Here is a 17441-nt window from a genome sequence, read left to right on the forward strand (position 1 = left end):
GATCCCAACAATTGTCGGCATGTTACAGCCACCTGGCGGTCGGCGCGCGGGAAACCGGGTTCCGATGACGGATGCGAAATGCTGAATTTCCGTCCTTCGGCCGTATGGCGTTGTTCTCGCCATTGTGGTCCGCTACGCTCGCGGCATGGCACCCGAGTCGACAGGCTCGTTTCAAGTTCTGGTGGTGTGTCACGCCAACCAGATCCGTTCGCCGATGGCCGAGATGCTGATCCGCCAGGCTGTGTCGGTCCACCCGGGCGGGCCGCCCGACGTAGCTGTTCGTTCGGCGGGGGTCCAGGCCGCCGACGGGTTGCCGATGCACCCGTGGGCCGATCGCGTGCTGACGAGCTTGGAAGTCCCCCACGATGGTTTCCTCACCACCCGGGTCACACCGGAGATGCTCGATGCCGCCGACCTCGTCCTCACGGCAGATCGCGTCAACCGGTCGCAGGTGGTTTCCCTCCACCCGGTCGTTCTCCATCGCACCTTCACCATCCGGCAGTTCGCTCGCCTGGTCGGTTCGGCCGCCGACCGGCCCACGGCGACGTCCGGTGGTGAGCTGCTCGAGCTGGCCATCTCGCAACGCAGCGTCGTAGCCGCGGGCCGGTTGGTCGACGACGACATTCCTGACCCGGCCGGACGATCCCTCCGGCGCGTGAGACGCGCTGCGGAGTTGATCCAGGACGCCGTAGGCTCCGCGTTCGCGACAGACGGTCGACCACCGTCGAGGGTGCGTCGACACGCGCTGGATTGACGTCCCGATCGAGACAGGAGACGCAGTCGAGCCGGTGGGACGAGTGCCCGGGCCCCACACGTCCCGTGACCGTGCGCTTCCGGTCAGGCGCGCGCCGCCCGCTCTTCGGTGCCGGTGACCGGACCGTCGGGGCCCGAGTTGTCAGGTGCAGCGTCCGAGCTGGAATCGGCCTCGCCCGCTTCGGTCCTGGGGCCGGCCCAGGCCTGCTTCGGTGCGTCCGACTCGCCGGTCCGGTCGGACGACTTGGTTCTCGACGCCGATCGGCGCCGGGTTCGGGGCTCAGCGCCCGCTTCGTCGATCGTCGCCGCGGAGGCGTAGCCGTACGGACCGTAACCGCGTTGGGCATCCGCTCCTTTTGTCGGGGCGAAGTTGAGGACCGTCCCGAGGATCCGGGCGTCCACCGCCCGCAGGCTGTGGACCGAACGCGAGACCATGCTTCGTTTGGTCTTGCCGTGCTTCACCACGATGACCGCACCGTCGGCGAAGGTCGCGGCGACCGCCGCGTCGGTGACCGGCAGCAACGGCGGCGTGTCGATGATGATCACGTCGAATTTCGTCCGCAGGTCCGCGGTCAGATCGACCATGTGCTGACTGCCCAACAATTCCGAAGGATTGGGCGGGATCGAACCGCTGACCAGCACGGTCAGACCACTGGCGCCCCAGGTCTGCAGCACCACGTCCACGTCGACCTGGTTGGCCAGCACGTTCGTCAACCCGACGGCGCCTTCCAGCCCCAGGTAGTCGGCAATCTTCGGCCGACGCAGGTCGGCATCGATCAGCAAGGCTCTCCGTCCGGCATCGGCGAAGGCGATGGCCAGATTGGCCGCGGTGGTCGACTTCCCCTCCTTCTCGACCGATGAGGTCACCACGATCACCGACGCCGGCTGGTCCACGTCGACGAACTGCAGGCTCGTACGAAGTTGTCGGAACATCTCGGCCCGAACCGACTGCGATCCGGCCTGCACTATCAGAGGGGACCTCTTGGTTGCTGAGTCCGAGTTGATCACCCCGAGCACCGGGACGTCGGTCAACGTACTGAGTCCATGGACCGACCGGACGGTGGTGTCCAGCAGTTCTCGGAGCAGGGCCACGATGACGCCGATCGCGAGGCCGATGAGCGTTCCGAGGGCGATGTAGAGCTTGGTGCGAGGGCTCACCGGCTTCGGATTCAGGTGAGGCCCGTCGACGACGTCGAGGTGTACCAAGGCGGTCCTCGTCCCGTTGGCACTCTCGATCGTGTTCACGAGGGCAGGGAACTGGGTGGCCAGCGCGTCGGCGACGGCTTCGGAGCGGGAGGGGACCGAGTCGGTGACAGTCGCGGTCAGCAGGACCGTGTTCAACTGCGAGGCGCCGCTGATGCTGGACTCCACCTTCTCCACGCTCAGGTCCACTTTCGATGCGGCGATCACCAACCGCGCCAGCCGATCACTGGACAGCAGGTAGACATAGGTGTTCACCCGCTGCTGTGCGAACTGGTCGCCGGCGAAGGCTGAACTACTGGACGCGGAAGTCGTTTGCGTGGTCGCGAAGAAGGTCACCGTGGTGGCGTACATCGGGGTCTGCCGGTAGGCCAGGTAAGCGCCCGTCCCCGCCCCGACGACGGTGACGAGCACTATCGCCCACCACAACTTGCGCAAGGCCGCCACGTAGGTTCGCAATTCCATGCAATGTCCCGTTCTTCGCAGAGCCGTGAGGGAGTCCCCCAGCACCGAGGAATTGCCGTCGGCTACGTGGGCGACAGCAGAACCCTGATCGGAGTCTACGGGCCTTTTCCGGCCAGTCGAGTAAGGTTGGTGTCCGACAGCCACGGGCAGGCTTTGGCGACGGGTCTCCGAGCGCACGACCCTCATCCAGCCGCGCGAGGAGAAAGGTTGACCCGGTGTCCGCGTCCGTCGGTGGTCGTTCATTCCCGACGGTGACGGTGGCCATGGCGACCTACCAACGCGTCGACCGATTGGCGTCGGTGCTCCCGGCTCTGACCGAACAGGCGTCCCGGCTTGCCCCACCGGCGCGGATCGTGGTGGTCGACAACGACGCTGGCCGTTCTGCGGAGGATGCCATGAGTTCGTGGCTGGGTCCGTTGGTCCACTATGTATGCGAGCCGACACCGGGAATCGCGGCGGCCCGGAACCGGGCGATCGACGAAGCCGTCGGATCCGATCTGCTCGTCTTCCTCGACGACGACGAGATGCCATGTTCGAACTGGCTGGTCGAACTGGTGTCGGCGTGGCAACGATGGGGATGCGCGGCAGTGGCCGGTCCGGTCCACTCGCGATTCGCGACCACGCCGGAACCCTGGATCGTCGCCAGCGGAGTATTCGACCCGATCGATCGGGCCGACGGACAGCGACTGGGCGGCGCGGCCAGCAACAACCTCCTGCTGGACCTGGGCCAGCTTCGTCGGACCGGTCTGCGCTTCGCGCCGGAATTCGGGCTGAGTGGCGGAAGCGACACCATGCTCACCCACGAGATGGTTCGCCGCGGCCTCGAGATTCGGTGGTGCGCTACGGCACGCGTGATCGAGGACGTTCCGAGCAGTCGGTTGAGCCGCAGATGGGTCCGGCGACGCACCGTGCGCACCAGCAACGACTGGAGCCGCGTCGCGATCGCGCTGGCCGACCGGCCCATCCGGGAGCGGGCCGACCTGACGGCCCGGGCCGCCCTCCGGGCGGTCCAGGGACTCGCCCGACGGGTGAAGGGCACGCTGACCGGACAGGTGAGCGACCAGGCTCGGGGCGACCTGGCCCTGGCCAGTGCATGGGGCATGTTGATCGGTGCTTACGGCGTGACCAAGATCGAATACGGCCGCGACGCGCCTCGGGCGACGCCCCGGTCCCGGTGATCATCCCCCATTCTTCCCGGCTCCCTGCGAAGTCGGAGCCGGGAACGACCGACCCTGGGGCGCTCTCTCAGCCGGGCTCCACCCGTGGCCCCGGCGATCGCGAGCACCCTGACCCATGGGGAGACGGCCGTTAGGATGGCCGAATCGGCCGGCCGCCCGTCCGGCGCACGCTTCTCGGTCGGGAGACGCCGATGCGACTTCCTAGCGCATATGGGTGTCGCTCGGCTGACGTGGGACCCGGCCCGACATGACGGAGGTTGATGACCATGCTGCTCGCGGTGTGGGCGGCCTTCTGCCTCGGCTTGGCCGCCGTACTTCATCGTCGTCCGGCGGTATTGGCCATCCTGGCCCTGACGTTCTGGATGTTCGTTCCGGGAGTCGCCGGGCATTTGTTCACCGGGCGCTCCGAAGGCAGTCTGTCCTATCAGCCCGCGACCTGGCTCGTGCTGTTCGCCTGCGTCGTGCAGATGTTCCGTCATCCGAGTACGTTCTTCGCCGAGTTGGCCCGTCGTTACGTGACGTACCTGGCACTGCTGTTCGCGATCCTGGCCGCCGTGGTGATCACGCGGCTGGGCAGCCAACCCGCCGGCTCCGTGCTGGCGGTCGACCAGATGCTGGTCCCGGTGCTCATGTTCTGGCTGGTCGGGGCCGGGATCGCCGCTCGGCCGAGCGAGTTGATACTGCTGCGGAACTGGATCATCGGTCTCGCCGCCGTCCAGGCGGTGTTGGCCATCCTGCAGTACTTCGCCGGTTCGGTCATCTTCTACCGGTCGCAGTTCCTGACCGAGTACTGGTTCAATCCAGCCACCTGGGACCGCTGGATGGGGACGACCGATCATCCCTTGGTGTTGTCCCTGGTACTTTGCGGCGCCGTTCCGCTGATCGCCGGCCTCCGGCGGTCGGTGGTGCAGATCTCCCTGCTGAGCCTGCTGGCGGTGGCAACGTTGATCACTCAGTCGCGCACGGCCGCCGTCCTGGTCCCCGTTGGTCTGATCTACGTGATGATCCGATCAAGGGCCGGCGCCTCGGCGAAGATCGTGGTCGGGTTGTCCATCGCGCTCGGTTCCTATCTGTTGGTCACGTCGCCCATCTTCGCCGGACTGCAGAGCCGGCTGTTGGATGACACCGGATCGGCCGCCGCCCGGACTGCGGCCTGGACCTTCTTCACCGACAACTGGACCCAGTTCCTGTATTTCGGTGACGGCATCACGACGAGTTATCGTGCCGCCCGCATCGGTGGCCTCGGGACGTCATTGGAGAGCGCCTACCTGATGTACGCCGTTGGGGTCGGGATAGTCGTCACAACCATCTACTTCGGCACCCAATTGGTTCTCGTGTTCCGCTCGTTGTTCGCCCGGTGCGTTCGCGGGGCCTTCCTGGCCGGAGTGATGATGCTGATCATCCCGGAGACGTTCAGTTCGCTCGGCGTCGAGACGGTGTCCGGACCACTGCTCTGGATGATCATGGCGTTGGTGGCGAACCCGGTCGCCGACACACTGCGACCCGGACCGCAGCATCAGGTGGCCGCCGAGTCCGCGATGGTCTCGTCGTAGATGCGCTCCAGCTCGGCCGTCTGCTGACGGATGTCGAACGACCGGAGGACTCGTTCGCGGCCGGCCCGGCCGAGCTGACGGGCCCGGTCGGTATCGGTCAACAGGGTCCGCAGTTGGCCGGACAGGCCGACGACATCCCCTTCCGGGACCAACAAGCCGGTGATTCCGTTCGCGACCGATTCCACCACTCCCCCACTCGCGTAGGCCACGACCGGCGCGGAGTGGAGGGCCGCCTCCAGATAGACCGTCCCGAAGCCTTCAGTGGCACCGTCGTGGGTGATCGAGGGCCCACAGAACACCGCCGTGTGCTCGAGTTCGACGGCCACTTGTTCCGGCGACAGGCGGCCCAACCACTGCACGTTCACCCGCCTCCGGTCGGCCAATTGTCCTAGTTCTGCGCGCAGTTCACCCGTTCCGATCACCCGCACCGGTGTGGACGACCGAAGGTCGTCCGGCAGCGCGGCCACCGCCTCGATGAGGTGGCGGATTCCCTTCTGCTCACGGAGCCGGCCGACGAAGGTGATGCCCGATCGCCGGCTCCGGTCATCGAACTGCGGTCCCCGATCGGTGGGTACGCCGATGTGGTGGACGATCACCTTGGACTCGGGCGCGCCCAACTCGATCAGCCGCTCAGCGATGAACTCCGATACCGCGATCAACCGGGTGCACCCGGAGAACAGCCGGACGAGACCGGCCCGATATCGCCGCCCGGCCTCGTCCGTCCGGGCCGGCTCGCTGGTGGCGTCGAAGCCGTGAAAGGTAGCGACCAGGGGCAGCCGATTCCGCATGGCGATGGGGAGAACCCGGATGGCCCCTGGGCCGAAATGCGCGTGCAGGACCCGCACCTCGTGCCGGGCCAGCCAGCGGTCGTACGGGAACCGGTAGCCCAGGATCGCGTCGGCCCGATGCGCGGCCCGCGACAGCACTCGACGGTCGAAAGGGGCCAGATCCGGGATGATCGGAAATCCGTCGGTCACCCGGCGCAGGCCAACGGTGATCGGGCGCCACCGGGCCAAGGCCGCGATCTGGTCCACGATGAAGGTCTCCGAGGCCGGCAACCAGTCGGTGCGCCAGATCGCGACCGCGGGCCGGTCGGACCCGGTGGCAGCGGCCGCCGTCACGGCCGGCCCCGACCCGTGGCGCGCTGGACGAAGTCGGCCATCAGCCGCAGGTCGGCCCGCTCCGTACTGGAGACCACGGCCAACCCGACCACGTATCCGGCCGCCGCCAGCGCCCCCAGCACCAACCGCAGAACCGCCGGAACGGGCAGCATCGATCCGGCCAGGGCGATCAGGCCGGCCGGGACACAGACGAGCAGCACGCTCCGCAGGGCGCGGCGCAACAACGGCCGGTAGTCGATCCCGGCCGACCGGCCCATCCACCACAGCGATGCGGCCCATTCGACCATGAACGCGAATGAATGTCCGGCAGCGACACCGACTGCGCCCCAAGGTAATCCGGCCAGGATCGAGATGATCATGAACGGGCGGGCCAGCAAGTAGAATCTCAACTGCGATCCGGTCAGACCTTTCGACAGGGTGATCCAGTACGTGGTCTGAGCCAGCCCCCGGAAGATGCCGCCGATGGCCAGCAACGCGAAGATCGGCGCGACGCCGGACCAGGCCGCGCCGAAGAGCACGGCGACCAGCGGGCCCGAGAGCCCGGCCGCCACCGCGAAGGACAACCCGAACCCGTAGCAGCACAGCAGCTGGGCCCGCCGCACATACCGCAGATAGGTCTCGTCGTCGTCCTGCACTCGTGACAGGACCGGAAGCACGACCCGCAGCAGGGCGTTGCTCACCTGGGACAACGGCACCATCAACAGTTGGTAGCCCCGGCTGTAGAGGCCGACCGGCCCTGCGCCCCAGACCGACCCGAGCGCGACGGTGTCGACATTGTTGGTGGCGTAGCCCATCACCTGCATTCCCAGCAGACCGGCCCCGAACTTGAAGAATCGCCGCAGCGAGATTCCGCGGTGCGGCCAGCCCGGCCGCCAACGACACGACACGACATTGATGGCGCAGGTGGCGACGACAAAGACGATCTGCTGGATGACGATCGACCAGAATCCGAAGCCCAGGACCGCCGACAGGATGCCGGCTCCGATCCCGAGGGCCTGCGCGCCGACGTCGGTGACGGCCAAGGCCCGGAACCGAAGGCTGCGTGAGAGTTCGGCGCGGAACTGGGTGTTGGCCCCGCTGACCACGAACAACCACGAGAGGGCCAGGGTGACCCCCGTCAGCTCCGGTCGGGAGTAGATGGCCGCGATCAGCGGACTGCAGGCCGCCGCCACGGCCGCGCAGGCCGTGCCGATTCCGAGGTTGGCCCAGAACAGATTGGTTCGCTCACCGTCGGACAGCTCCTTGGCCTGGATGGCCGCCGAAGACAGACCGAAGTCTCGGATGATCTCGGCCACCCCGAGGATCGCCGTGACCATGGCCACCAACCCGAAATCGCTCGGGGTGAGCAACCGGGACAGGACCACCAGCGCGATGATCTGCAGGACGAACCGCAAGCCCTGCGACACCAATGTGATCCCGGCCCCGCTGGCCGCGGCCCGGCCCAACGACGGCGACCCGGTGTCCGGATCGCCCATCGGCGGTTCGACCGGCGCCGGCCCGGCCGCATCAATAGGAGTGACCTCCGGTCCGAGAGGGTCAGCCGAGGTCGCGGGTGCCGAGACCGACTCGGTACTCCGGTCGGCCACACGATGCCGGCCGCGGTCCAAGGGTTCGCTCGCCGGCGTCAACGGTCGGACGAGATAACCCCGACGTTGTCAAAGGACGCCGTCAGAGGTGCGTTGGTCGCCGTCGATCCCAGATAGGTCCAGAGCCCGACCCCGCCCGATGCCTGCAGGGCCGCCGTCGTATCGACACTGCTGACCTGAGCCACCGCCGGTTCGCTGGCGCCGACAGCCCAGATCCGGCCGGACAGAGTCGTGCCGGTGGCGTCGGTGGTGGTCTGAACGCGCATGCGCAGGACCGTACTCTGCGTGTAGGTCAGCCCGGCGACCGTCACCGTCTTGAGTGTGGTTTCGACGCCGCCGACGACTCGCACCGTGGAGAGTTGAACGCTGCCGTTCGGATCGAGGCGCGCCTTGATCCGGTAGTTGGACGTACTGATCCGGCGCACGTCCTGGGCGACGTAGACGGCGGCTCCGGCCAGCGTCTTGTCGAAGGACACGTTGCTGACCAGATCGACGTCCTTGACCGAGATCCCGTTGAGATATGCGGCCAGCGCCGCCCCCGCCGTGCTGAGGCTCATCGAACCCCGTCCGCCGGCGACCGCGAACCGAGAGGCCGTCCCGGACAACGTCCAGGCCCCGCCGGTGTCCGCGCTGCCCCAACCGTTGCTCACGGTCCGGCCGAACGTGTCGGTGCCGACGACGGTGGTGGGCAGTACGGCGGTAACCGGCGTCGAACGGCTGGCACTGCCGCCGCGATCGTCCGTGACCGTCAGCGTCACCTGATAGGTGCCGGCCGCGCTGTAGACGTGGGTCGCGCTCACGCCGGAGTCGGCTGGGGTGTTGTCACCCCAGTTCCAGGAGTACGTGCTGATGGAACCATCCGGGTCGGTCGAGGCCGAGGCATCGACCGCCAGCGACAGGTTGGTGATGGTGGGGGTGAACGCGGCGTTCGGTAGTTGATTGGCTGCGAGCACAGTGACGTCGTGAGTCACGGTGCCGGTGGCCTGCTGGTTGTCGGTGACCGTGAGGGTGATCGAGTAGGTCCCCGACTGGGCGTAGGTGTGGCTGGCCGTCGCGCCCGCGCTGTTCGGCGAGTTGTCACCCCAGTTCCAGTCGTAGGACGCGACGGTGCCGTCGGCATCGACCGACTGAGTTCCGTCGACGGCCACGACCAGGTCCGAAGCCTGGGAGGTGAAGGCCGCGACCGGCGCCTGGTTCGGAGCGACGGTGATCGACTGGGTGGTCGTCGCCGAACCGCCCCAATTGTCTGTGACCGTCAGGCTGACGGCGTAGGTACCGGCCGCGGCGTATGCGTGCGAGGCGGTGGCGCCCGAGCCGGCCGTCGAATTGTCACCCCAGTTCCAGAGGTAGGCGGCGACGGATCCATCCGGATCAGCGGACGACGAACCGTCGACGGTGATCGTGAGGCCGTTCCTCACCGACGTGAAGGCAGCGGTGGGCAGCTGGTTCGCCGCCGCCGCAATTGTCTTGGTCGAGGACCCGAGGGCGCCCTTGTCATCGGTCACAGTCAGGGTGACCTGGTAGTTGCCCGGGCTCGCATACACATGCGTCGGCGTCGCGCCGGTTCCGGCCGCCGTTCCGTCACCCCAGTTCCACGAGTAGGACGCGACGGTTCCATCGGGATCGGTCGAAGCCGACCCGTCGAACGCGATGGACAGGGCCGTGGCCGTCGACGTGAAGCGGGCCGTCGGCGCCTGGTTCGGCGCCACGCCAGAACCGAGCGTGTAGTGCGCAGCCACCTGGGCCGGGCTCAGGGCCGAGTAGTAGATCGCAGGTTCGTCGACCGTGCCGTTCAGGAATCGACTGGTCGACCCCGCGGTCGAGTCCCCGCCCACCCGCCAGTAGCCGGTGGTCACCAACGGGGTCATGGCGGATCCGGCGACAACCAGGGCCCCGTCTACGTACACATTCCGGCCCGTACTGTCACTGCTCGCGACCACGTGGTGCCAGGCCCCGTCGTTGTACGGCTTAGGGGTGACCAGCTTGGCCGTTCCGACCAGGAAGTTGAGTCTCCCGTCGTTGGAGGCGAACACCTCTCGGTCGTAGGAGGTCGATGTACCGGTCTGCGAGTTGCCGAAGCCGATGATCTCGCCACCAGCCGTACTGGTCGTCTTGAACCAGGCCTCCGCGCTGAAGTTGACCGGGTTGATCACCGCGCCCTGACTGCTGACGAAAGCGTTGCTGCCGTTCAGCTTGACCGCCTTGTCGGCGCTGTTGGCGATGGCGCCGGGCTGATTCAGGGTGAACCCGCCTCGGTACGTGCCCGGCTTGTTGGCGAAGATGCCCGAATCTGCGGCGACGGTGCCCGACGTCTCACCGAGCCGCCAATAGGTCTCGGCTCCATCGTTGAAGACGGCCGCCGCGTAGGGGTCGGTCGGCGCCGCCGGGATCGACTTGCCACCGGCCACGGCGTGGGCCGCGATCTGCTGCGCGGTCAAGGTTCGTGGATACACCGCGGCCTCGTCGATACCGGCGCTCAGATAATTGCTGGTCGGCTTGTTCGGCCATCCGGTGAGATTGTCGCCGCCGATGCGCCAGTAGCCGGCGGATGCCGAAGCCGAGTTCAACGCGGAGTTGCGAGCGACTCGGATACCGTCGACGTACAGGCTGCTGCCGTCGCCGCCCAAGGTGGCGACGACGTGGTGCCAGACGCCGTCCCGATAGGTACTCACCGAGGAAATCGCTTGCGGGGTACCGTTGTTCACCCCGAACAGGATGCGGCCCGAGTTGTCCATGTACAGGACCCGGTCGGTGACGGTCGAGGTTCCGGTGGCGGCATTGCCGAGCGCCAGGATGGCACCGCCGCTCGATGACGTGGTCTTCACCCAGGCTTCCAGGGTGAGCGGATCGTTGGCCCCGACGGCGGACGCGGGAGCGGCGCCGTACCCGGTACTCGAACCGCTGAAGGTGGTAGCCCGGTCGGAGTCGCCGGCGATCGCCCCGACCGTCCCACGGGTGAGCCCGGTCGAGGTGGCGGCGTCGGCCGAGCCGGCCCAGTCGTAGAGGGTCTTGCCGCTGGCCTCGTCGAGGCGCCAGAAGCCGGTCGGTTGATCGGCCAGTACGAGTTGCGCGTACGGGCTTGCCGCCGCGTTGGTGGTCATCGATATCGGATCGCTGACCACGGTGTTCCCGTCCCGATCCTTGACCGCGACGGCATAGGAGTGAGTCGAGGACGGGGCGAGGTCGTGTCCGGGATCGGCCAGAGTGACCACCGGCAGGTTCCAGAACTGGGAGGTTACGACCTTGGTTCCGATCGGGTGAGCCGTGTCGCCGTCGCGGATCAGGGAGTAGGTCAGGTCGGAGTCGTCACGGTCCCAGTTGGCTCCGATGGTGACGCGAGTCCCCTGACCGACCGCCGTGGCCGCCGTGGGCAGGAAGTCCGCCCCGCTGAGCCTCGGTCCCTGCTTGTTGGGAGCCTTGGCCGGGACGGCGAATCGCACCAAGCCCTGTTGGGGATTGTTGTTGACGGCAGGAAACTCCCCGCCCTGAATGACGTACTCTCCGTTGCCGGTCACGGTCCAGGCGGCCTGGGACTGGCCGGTGAAGGTGCCCGACTGCAGTGTCGGGAACCAGTTCAGCATGGTCGGGCTCGGGGTTCCGGCCCAATCCTTGTAGCCGCTCTGCTTGTTGGTCAGGAGCGTCCCGGTCGCGTTGTGGGTGAAGGCCAACGTGCGCTGCCACTCGGAGGAAAGCTGGTTGAACCCTCCGACGTTGAGGCAGTAGTGGGCGTGACCGACGACGTAGGCCACTTTGCCGTCGGAGTAGGACGAATAGGAATCGCCGTGGCAGTCCTCGAGCCAGATGATCGACCCGGTGGCCGGATCGAGGGAGGCCATGCCTTCGAAATTGTGGGTGCCGCCATAGGTGTACGCCGTCACGTACATGGCTGAACCGTCGGTGGTGACACTCGTCATCGCCGAGGACGTACCGCCGACCACGATGGCGGCACTGGCCGCCCAGGGCAGCGAGGTGCCATTGACCGGGTCGAGAGCGGCCGAACCATTGGCGACCGAACCGTTCATGTTGACGAAGGCCCCGGCAACGATCAACTTGGAGGTGTCAGGGGTCAGCGCCATGCTCCACACGGCCAGATCGGCCTGCGGGGCCCAACTGGTCAACGCACCGTCGCTGGTCCGGATCGCCGCCAGCCGGATGCGCCAGAGCCCGTTGACCTGCGTGAAATCGCCGCCGGCATAGACCGTGGTGGTGGTGACCACGAGACTGTTCACGATGTGGTTCATGCTGGGGGCGAAGTTGGCGATCAGATCTCCGGACGTGGTGTCGAACGCCGCGATCCTGGACCTCGGTTGACCGTTCACCGTGGTGAAGTCGCCCCCGATGTAGAGACGACTTCCGTCTGGGGACAGGGCAACGGCTTTGACCTGGCCGTTGAGGACCGGGGCAAAGGTCGGATCCAGCACTCCCGTGGACAGGGTGTAGGCGAGCAGGTTGGTCCGGGGCACCGTTCCCACCCCGGGCGCCGCACCATAGGGACGAGCGGTCGTGAAGTCGCCTCCGACGAAGACCCGATTGCCGAGAATGACCTGGGACCAGGCCACGCCATCGATCTGGGTGGTCGGCAGGGCGTCCGCGGTGACCATGGTCGCCGTCCGGTCGGCCACCGGGGCCGGAGCCGCCGAGACAGCCGGCGCCATGACGACCGGAAGAGTCAACGCGGCGCCGGCGAGGGCGACCGCCGACATCGCCGACGTGACCCGCCGCCGCATTGTGACGACACTCATCGTGCTCTCCTGGTTCTCTACTTGATCGACTGGTCCGACGAAATGGTCTGCACAACGCACGGGAACGGCTCAACCTTCGACGAAGACGCCGAGACCCGACCGGGCGGTCGGGTCTCGGCGTCCCCGATGGATCAGGCCGGGTCAACCTCGAAGTTGTCGAACTTGAGAGTGACCGGGGCATTGGTCGCCGTGGACGACAAGTACCCCTGGATCCCGACGGCTCCGGCCACCTGAAGCGCAGCCGTCGTGTCGGTGCTGTTGATCTGGAAAGCAGCCGGCTCGGTGGTGCCCACCTTCCAGACCCGGGCGGAGAGGGTGGTGGTGCCGCTTCCGGTCACCTTGAACCTCAGCCGTAACGTGTCACCCACCGCGTAGGTCAGGCCGGCGACATTCACTGTCTGCAAAGTGGTCTCGGCATTGGAGACCACGCGGCTCGTGATCAGCTGGACCGATCCGCCGGCCACGAACCGGACCTTGACGCGGTAGTCCGTGGTGCCAACGCGACGGACCACCATGTTGGCGTAGACGCCTCCCCCGGTCGCGTCCTTGTCCATCTGGACGTCCACGACACCGGTCACGTCCCGGGCCGACACCGAGTTCAGAGTGGCCAATGGTCCGGTGCCGGCCGTGGCCAGGCGGATGACGCCGAAACCGCCGGCCACCGACATCGAGGAGTTCGATGTCGGGCTCCATGCTCCGCCGACGTCCGCGGTGCCCCAGGTGTTGGTCAGGGCACGGCCGAAGTTGTCCGTCGCGACTGCGGTGGCCGCGGCCGTGACCGTGACATTGTGAGAGACCGAGTTGGTCCCACCCTGGTTGTCGGTCACGGTCAGCGTCACCGTGTAGGTCCCGGCCGCCGCGTAGACATGGGTCGGGGTCGCCCCGGACCCGGCCGCCGTGTTGTCACCCCAGTTCCAGGCGTACGAGGCAATCGTGCCGTCCGGATCGGACGACGTCGAACCGTCGAATGCCACCGACAGGTTGGTCGCCGTCGAGGTGAACGCGGCGGTCGGCAGCTGGTTCGCCGCAGCGACCGTCACATTGTGGGAGACCGAGTTGGTCCCACCCCGGTTATCGGTCACGGTCAGCGTGACCGTGTAGGTCCCGGCCGCCGCGTAGACATGGGTCGGAGTCGCCCCGGACCCGGCCGCCGTGTTGTCACCCCAGTTCCACGAGTAGGACGAGATGGAGCCGTCCGGATCGGACGACGTCGAACCGTCAAACGCCACCGACAGGTTGGTCGCCGTAGAGGTGAACGCAGCCGTCGGCAGCTGGTTCGCCGCAGCGACCGTCACATTGTGGGAGACCGAGTTGGTCCCACCCCGGTTGTCGGTCACGGTCAGCGTCACCGTGTAGGTCCCGGCCGCCGCATAGACATGGGTCGGAGTCGCCCCGGACCCGGCCGCCGTGTTGTCACCCCAGTTCCACGAGTAGGACGAGATGGAGCCGTCCGGATCGGACGACGTCGAACCGTCGAACGCCACCGACAGGTTGGTCGCCGTCGAGGTGAACGCAGCGGTCGGCAGCTGGTTCGCCGCCGTGACCGTCACGTTGTGGGAGACCGAGTTGGTCCCGCCCTGGTTGTCGGTCACGGTCAGCGTCACCGTGTAGGTCCCGGCCGCCGCGTAGACATGGTTGGCGGTAGCTCCGCTGCCCGCCGCCGTGTTGTCACCCCAGTTCCACGAGTAGGACGAGATGGAGCCGTCCGGATCGGACGATGATGTGCCGTCCGCGGCGAGCGACAGATCGGTGGACTGTGTGGTGAACGCCGCCACCGGCAACTGGTTGGGGACAGTGCCGCTGCCCACCTGGTAGTGCTGCAGCACATCCTGGGACGACAGGGCTCGGGAATAGATCGCGGCATCGTCCAGCTTGCCGGCGAAATAGTGGCTCGAGGCGCCGAACCACACAGTGTCGCCACCGAGGTGCCAGCGGCCGGTATAGGCCTGGGCCGCGGTCTGCGGGTTGGTCCCGGTCAGCTGCCCGTCGACGTAGAGCTTCATCCCGTCACTGGACTGGGTTGCCACCATGTGGTGCCAATGACCGTCGTTGTAGCTCGACGGAGTGGTGATCGTGTTCGTCTGCCCGGTCCAGGTGCCGAACACCAGGGTCCCGTCGTTCTGCATCCAGACATGTCGGTCGTAGTTACTGGACAGCCCGGATGCCGAATCGCCGAATCCGATCAACTTTCCGCCCGAGGTGGTGGTCGTGTTGAACCACAACTCCTCGGAATACGTGGTCGGGTTCGTGAACGTGTTGTTCGAAATCACCTGGCCGGTCGAGCCGTCGAACGCGGCCGCGGTGTCGGTGGTGCCGTGGATGCCTCCGGCGACCTGCTGGGTGACCCCACCGAGGTAGTAGCCGGGCTGGTTGTAGGGCGACGCGTCAGCGGCGACCGAATTCGAATCGTCAAGGCGCCAGTACAGGTCGGGGTCGGCATTCCAGACCAGCGAGCCGTAGGCATCCCCCGGTGCTGTCGATCCCGGAACAGTCCGACCACTGAGCGTGTAGTGGTTGGCCACCACCTGCCGGGACAACTGGGTCGGGTAGATCGCCACCTCGTCGATCGCGCCGTTGAAGTAGTTGCTCGAGGGTTGGTTGGTCCAGCCGCCCAGGTTGTCCCCACCGACGACCCAGAAGCCCGAGTAGGCCTGACCCGTCGTGATGTCGGACCGGTTGGCGGCGCGGACTCCGTCGACGTACAACGTCATGCCGGCCGCACCGAGGCTGGCCACGACCTGATGCCAGGCCCCGTCGTTGTACGTGCCCGAGGTGCTCACGGTCTGTACCGATCCGGGGTACACACCGAAAAACAGATGCCCGGCATTGTCCATGTACACGTGCCGGTCATAGCTTCCGGACAGACCCGTGTTGTTGTTGCCGTACCCGATGATCTTCCCGCCCTGGGTGGTGGTGGTCTTGAACCACGCCTCCACCGTGAACGTGTCCGGGGCCGGCACCGCCGTCGCGGTCGTCACCGTCGAAGCCGACGTGCCGTCGAACGTCGTCGCGGTGTTGGAGTCCCCGATGATGGCGCCGGCCGTACCGCGTACCAGGCCCGTGCCGCCGACGCCGTCGTTGAATCCGGCGTAGTCGATGACGCTGGTGCCGGAGGTCTCGGACAGTCGCCAGAACGGCGCCGCCCCGTCGGCGATGACCTGGTTGGCGTAGGCGCTGATCGTGCCGGAATCCGGCGCCTGCACGCTGACGATCGGGCTGTTCTGCGCATTTCCGTCCGGGTCGACCGCTTGAATGCGATAGGTGTAGGTGGCACCCGGGGTCAACCCCTTGTCGATGAATCCCAAGGTGGGCCGATTCCAGTACGTGGCTGCCGCCACCGTCGTGTACACCGGAGTGGCACCGCCGTTGCGAGTGACCTTGTAGGTCAGATTGAGATCGTCCCGATCCCAGTTGGAAGGCCAGGCCACCCGGACCGTTCCGGCCGCGAGGCCGGTCAGGGTCGGCGTCCAGGAGCTGCCCGACAGCCGCGGGCCCTGCTTGTTGGGGGCGATCGACTTCAGGGCGAAGCGGGCCAGACCTTGCTGACCGCTGGCATTGACGGTCGGGAACTCGCCGCCCATGACCACGTACTGGCTGTTGCCGGTGACGGTCCAGGCCGCTTGCGACTGCCCCGTCACCGTGCCTTCGGTCATGTCCGGGAACCAGTTGTACAAGGACGGGCTCGGGTTGCCGTACCAGTCGGGGTAGCCCTGGGTGTCGTGGGCGATCGTTCCGGTCACCGCGTCGGTGAAGGCGAGGGTGTGCCGCATGTTGATCGACCAGGGATTGGACTGGAAGAACCCGCCGATGTTCTGGCAGTAGTGCGCGTGGTTGACCGTGTAGACGACCGAGTTGAGTACCGCGACCCCGTAGGTGTCGCCGTGGCAGTCCTCGATCCACTGGATGTTGCCGGTCGCGCCATCGGCCTTGAACGCCCCTTCCAGGTTGCCACCGCTGCCGAAGACGTATCCGGAGCCGTAGACACTGGTCCCCGACGCGGTGAGGGACAGGATGGCGGCCTGGGGGCCGGCGTCCCGCACGAGTGAGGTGGCATTCCAGGGCAGCAAGGCTCCGGTCGTCGGATCCAGGGCGGCCAGGCCGTAGGCGGGCGAGGTATTGATGTTCTCGAACGCTCCGCCGGCGATCAGCTTCGTACCGTCGGTGGTGAGGGTGAGCGCGTTGACCACTCGATCGGCCTGCGGATTCCAGCCCAGCACGGCACCGTCGCTGGCTCGGATGGCGGCCAGCCGGATCCGCCAAAGGCCGTTGACCTGAGTGAAGTCACCGCCGACGTACACCGTCGTGTTGGTGGCCACGATGGCGTTGACCCGGCCGCTGAAGCTGGGCTGGAAGGTGGAGATGAGGGAACCGTCGGCGGTGCTGTAGGCCGCAATGCGGCTGCGGGTCTGACCGTTCGCGGTCGTGAAGTCGCCGCCCACGTAGATCCGCGAACCATCCGGCGACTTGGTGATCGCCCGAGCCTGCGCGTTCAGGGACGGATTGAACGACGAGATGAGGTTGCCGGTGGTCAGGTCGTAGGCGAGCAGGTTGGCCCGCGGCGTCGTGTTGACCCCGGGTGATGCCCCGGCCGGCCGGGCGTTGGCGAAGCTACCGGCCGCGTAGACCGTGTTGCCGTTGATCACCTGCTGCCACACCACCCCGTCGACCTGAGTCGTCGGCAGCGAGTCCGCGGTCACCAGGCTGGCCGACGGCTGCTGTACCGGGCTCAGATCAGCCGCGGCCGGCGCGGCCGCGGCGACCGACACGACGATCCCGCCGACCAGCAAGGTCAGCGCTGCGCCGACCGACCGCAACCGACGACCGAGGGAAGTTCGTTCCATGG

8 protein-coding genes are annotated in these 17441 nt (G+C 67.0%); 3 read left to right on the forward strand and 5 right to left on the reverse strand.

Annotated features, from left to right (window positions below):
- Positions 1 to 145: 145 nt before the first annotated feature.
- Positions 146 to 754 carry an arsenate reductase/protein-tyrosine-phosphatase family protein gene (locus BLS97_RS02585; RefSeq protein WP_090474464.1) on the forward strand — a complete coding sequence of 203 codons (609 nt, stop codon included), beginning with the start codon at positions 146 to 148 and terminating at the stop codon, positions 752 to 754.
- Positions 755 to 837: 83 nt separating this feature from the next.
- Here the strand turns inward: BLS97_RS02585 and BLS97_RS02590 are convergent, their stop codons facing one another.
- Positions 838 to 2418: a polysaccharide biosynthesis tyrosine autokinase gene (locus tag BLS97_RS02590; protein WP_172832196.1), complete on the reverse strand. Its 1581-nt coding sequence runs from the start codon at positions 2416 to 2418 to the stop codon at positions 838 to 840.
- Positions 2419 to 2633: 215 nt separating this feature from the next.
- Between BLS97_RS02590 and BLS97_RS02595 the strand changes: the two genes are divergently transcribed.
- Both BLS97_RS02595 and BLS97_RS02600 read left to right on the forward strand, forming a co-directional pair.
- The gene (locus tag BLS97_RS02595) at positions 2634 to 3596 is read left to right on the forward strand and encodes a glycosyltransferase family 2 protein (protein ID WP_157695128.1); all 963 of its coding nucleotides are present in this window, start codon (positions 2634 to 2636) and stop codon (positions 3594 to 3596) included.
- 260 nt (positions 3597 to 3856) lie between these two features.
- The gene (locus BLS97_RS02600) at positions 3857 to 5149 is read left to right on the forward strand and encodes an O-antigen ligase family protein (RefSeq protein ID WP_090474467.1); all 1293 of its coding nucleotides are present in this window, start codon (positions 3857 to 3859) and stop codon (positions 5147 to 5149) included.
- Here the strand turns inward: BLS97_RS02600 and BLS97_RS02605 are convergent.
- From BLS97_RS02605 to BLS97_RS02620, 4 genes are all read right to left on the reverse strand, one after another.
- The gene (locus tag BLS97_RS02605) at positions 5113 to 6270 is read right to left on the reverse strand and encodes a glycosyltransferase (protein ID WP_172832197.1); all 1158 of its coding nucleotides are present in this window, start codon (positions 6268 to 6270) and stop codon (positions 5113 to 5115) included. The genes BLS97_RS02600 and BLS97_RS02605 overlap by 37 nt on opposite strands.
- Positions 6267 to 7745: a lipopolysaccharide biosynthesis protein gene (locus tag BLS97_RS02610; protein ID WP_157695129.1), complete on the reverse strand. Its 1479-nt coding sequence runs from the start codon at positions 7743 to 7745 to the stop codon at positions 6267 to 6269. Before BLS97_RS02610 ends, BLS97_RS02605 begins: the two co-directional genes overlap by 4 nt.
- Positions 7746 to 7894: 149 nt before the next feature.
- The gene (locus BLS97_RS02615; RefSeq protein WP_090474470.1) at positions 7895 to 12598 is read right to left on the reverse strand and encodes a LamG domain-containing protein; all 4704 of its coding nucleotides are present in this window, start codon (positions 12596 to 12598) and stop codon (positions 7895 to 7897) included.
- A gap of 131 nt (positions 12599 to 12729) precedes the next feature.
- Positions 12730 to 17439 (reverse strand): LamG domain-containing protein, encoded by a 4710-nt coding sequence (locus tag BLS97_RS02620; RefSeq protein WP_172832198.1) that lies wholly within the window; start codon positions 17437 to 17439, stop codon positions 12730 to 12732.
- Positions 17440 to 17441: the final 2 nt, after the last annotated feature.

This window comes from Nakamurella panacisegetis, assembly GCF_900104535.1.
Classification (GTDB): Bacteria; Actinomycetota; Actinomycetes; order Mycobacteriales; family Nakamurellaceae; genus Nakamurella; species Nakamurella panacisegetis.